Annotated in this window: 3 protein-coding genes; all 3 read right to left on the minus strand. The window is 47.6% G+C overall.

Annotation, left to right across the window (positions count from 1 at the left end):
* Window positions 1–486 (minus strand): MurR/RpiR family transcriptional regulator (locus tag ENN47_13600; GenBank protein ID HDP79181.1); only part of this gene is annotated, 486 nt, incomplete at its 3' end.
* 14 nt (window positions 487–500) lie between these two features.
* A complete protein-coding gene (locus ENN47_13605) occupies window positions 501–2,054 on the minus strand; it encodes a phosphoglycerate mutase (2,3-diphosphoglycerate-independent) (GenBank protein ID HDP79182.1) in 1,554 nt (517 codons plus the stop codon).
* Window positions 2,047–2,874 (minus strand): sugar phosphate isomerase/epimerase, encoded by an 828-nt coding sequence (locus ENN47_13610; GenBank protein HDP79183.1) that lies wholly within the window; start codon window positions 2,872–2,874, stop codon window positions 2,047–2,049. Before ENN47_13610 ends, ENN47_13605 begins: the two co-directional genes overlap by 8 nt.
* Window positions 2,875–3,253: the final 379 nt, after the last annotated feature.

The following is a 3,253-nucleotide window of genomic DNA, read 5'->3' on the forward strand; positions in this document are numbered from 1 at the left end:
GATCTGCATCCTTCTGAACCTGAATTCCAGAAATTTGCAGAGGGCTTCCGAAACCCCCTGACCTGCGATAAAGACTCTCCGGGCTTTCTCTATCAAGTCCACCGCCTTATAGAACTCTTCGGCGGATACCTTGGATATGCCGTCCTTCAAATTCTCGACTTCTGTTGTGAGCAGTCTATCGAATGTTGTCTCTCCGGACTTGATCTTCTGAACGGTTGCAGACATCTTCTCGGCGGGAGTGAGTTTCTCCTTGATCAAATTCTGACTGTGCTCTCTAAGCTCGCTGAAGCCTGAATATCCAAGAGTTTTGGCAAACCTTATTACCGTGGTTTCGCTTACTCCAAGTCTTTCTCCGAGCTCTCTAGGAGAGACGAAGGCCGTGTTCTCCCAGTTTTCCAGAATACTGTCTGCGATCAGCCTCTGCGATTTCGAAAGAGAGGGGTAAACCTCGCGAACTCTATCAAGGATTTTCACGTTTTCGTTCATAAATCCTCCATACTTCAGAGACTTGAGAAACACTTTCCTGTGCCACGCACGAGACAATCATAGACTTTTTTTGTTTTCCCAACGTAATCTTTACTCCTGTCAAGCGCAAAACCTCTGCCCACTGCACTGACAATTTCATACTGTTCCAATTGCTCCCCGTATTTCTTCAGAAGATCGACTGCACTTCTGGGCGGAGCGCTTCTGCCGTCGAGTATCAGGTGAACAAATATCTTTTCCGCCCCATTCAGACGGACCGCCTTGCATATCTCAAGCAACTCTCTGATGTTGCCGTGAGAACTGGCCTCCGAAAGAACTCCTATAGCATGAACCGATGCCCCGCTTCCTCTTCCTGTTATGGCATCTCTAAGTATCTTGTTGTTCTCAAGCTCTCTTTCCATCTCTCTAACAAGTCTCAACTCATCCTGCTCGATCACTCTGCCGGCCCCCATCGTAAGGTGGCCGGTCTCGGAGTTTCCGCTTCTCCCAGCGGGAAGACCAACTGCCTCTTCGCTTGCCTTGAGCCTGGAAAATGGGTAGTTCTCCTTCAGGAAGTCCAGATTCGGAGTCTCGGCAGCTTCCAGCGGATTGATTCTCGGGTCCTTCTTTCCTTCTCCCCAGCCATCAAGTATTACAAGCACAACGCCACTGGAAACAGGGATATCATGGATCAGGCACGATCCCGTCATCTCAGGCGGTTTATCGATTCCCATGAGGGAAAGAATAGTGGGGGCAATATCTGCGAGTGAACCACTATCTGCAATGTAGTTCTGCTTTCCCAATTGACGATTGACAACTATGAACGGTACTGGGGCAGTCGTATGCGAAACAGATGGAGAACCGTTCTCATTCATTCCCCTCTCCATCAATCCATGATCGGCTGTGATAATTAAAGTTCTGCCCAGTGCGATTGCCTGCTTGTAGACCTTCCCAAGAGCTACATCAATTTCAGCGGCCGCTTTGATCTTCAGCTCCATTTCATTCAGATGGCCAATCACATCGCCTGCCGGGAAATTTACAATGATGAAGTCGTATCTGTCCATGGCCTTCACAACGGAAGTGCCTATCTGCGCGCTTTTCATCTCGGGATGACTTGCAAAGTTCTTCCAGCTTGGGATTATCTCAGCAACCTGCCCCGAAAAGAGTCTGCTCCTTCGACCGTTGAAAAAAAACGTAACATGTGACTCCTTCTCTGATTCAGTTATCAAGAGCTGTTTTAATCCCACCTCGCTCAGCAATCTGCCCAAAGTAACCGAAGGCCTTACGGGTTCTATGATCGACTTGATGTGAGAAAACTTCTCGTGGTATTCAACTAGTGAAATAAACTGGAGGTGGTTGAAACGGGTCACGGGAAAGCGCTTAAACTTATCTTCGACAAAGCTTTCCGCCAATTGGACTTCTCTCTCTCCTCTCCGGCAGCAAAAGAGAACTGTATCGCCGTCGGAAATCCTGCCGACAGCTCTCCCTCCTTTACAGGATACAAGAGGCTCTATCCAGTAGTCAGTTATTCCCTCTTCCTCGTATTGATCACGGATTAGTTCTTCAAGAACCGGATACTCTTTGTCATGCATTTCCGAGCATCTCCTTCCACCTGGAAGTTACGGTCTTGTTCTCTCGCAGAACTTGCATACCGTCTCCCGGTGCAAATCCCTCGATTGTTACCGTCCCATCGTAAATACTCGTCAACTCCCTGAGAACAGGAAAGAAATCGAACTCTCCTCTAAGCAACGGAGTATGAACCTTTGTCAAAGTGGCGTTACTAACATGGACGTTGAAAATCTTCCGCAGCTTGCTCATGTAATCAACTATCAATCCATTTAGAACCTCCTGATCGACATCATTCTTGAAGCACGAAGCGGCGTGAGAAACATCAAAGGTAGTACCCATACAATCGAAATCCGCATACTCGAGCAACGAATTGAGGTCTTCCGGTTCTGTGATAATCTCCATCGGTTTCTTCTCCATTACCTCTATGGCAACTTTGAGACCTAGCTTCCTGGCCGTCTTGGCAATCTCCTGAAACGACTCAAGCTGTACCTCAAAGTAATCGTCGGGTCTATCTTTTGAGGAAGACATGTGTCCGGGATGAATGGTGACAACCTCGACTCCAAGATGAGTTGCGATCTCAAGCGCCTCGACAGTCTGTCTCATCGACTCTCTGCGGATTCCCGGATTTGAGGAGGTGATATTTACGTCTCTACTCGGGGAATGCAAGGTTCGTTTGAGATTGAGCCTGTCCAGAAGATCCCTAATCTCTGACAGGCCATTCTTGTCTCTCCACAGATGCTCAACCCATATCTCTACACCAGAGATCTTCTCTTCCGCAAAAACCTTCAGAGCCTTCTTAAGTGAAAAGTCGATAAGTATGTTCGAACTGAAAAGAAAATCCATATATGCATCTCCAAATGCAGTATTTGCTTCATTCCAGTGCAAGTTACGACACAATCTGCAGCTATTGCTTCATCCACAGAATACCACATTGTCTTTTGAAACAGAAAGAGTTTTGAGGGGAAAGCAGAAGACCGGGGTTGGGGGATGGGCATCGCGGGTAGGAAAGAGCAAGAGAAACTGGTTGACTGTTGAACGGCTCTCCGTTCTCCGAGCGAGAGCGAACCGAGAAAGCGAGAAGACGCTTTGAGTTTGAGATGAAGCTTCGCTTCGAGAGAAACCAATCAGTTCCAAGTTCCAAGATGCAAGTTGCAAGTTTTAAGAACAAGAGCTAAAGAGCCGGCTCTTTTCAGCGTTCAGCGGATTCTTGTTCTTAAGCGCA

This window comes from Mesotoga infera (assembly GCA_011045915.1).
In the GTDB taxonomy this organism is placed as follows: domain Bacteria; phylum Thermotogota; class Thermotogae; order Petrotogales; family Kosmotogaceae; genus Mesotoga; species Mesotoga infera_D.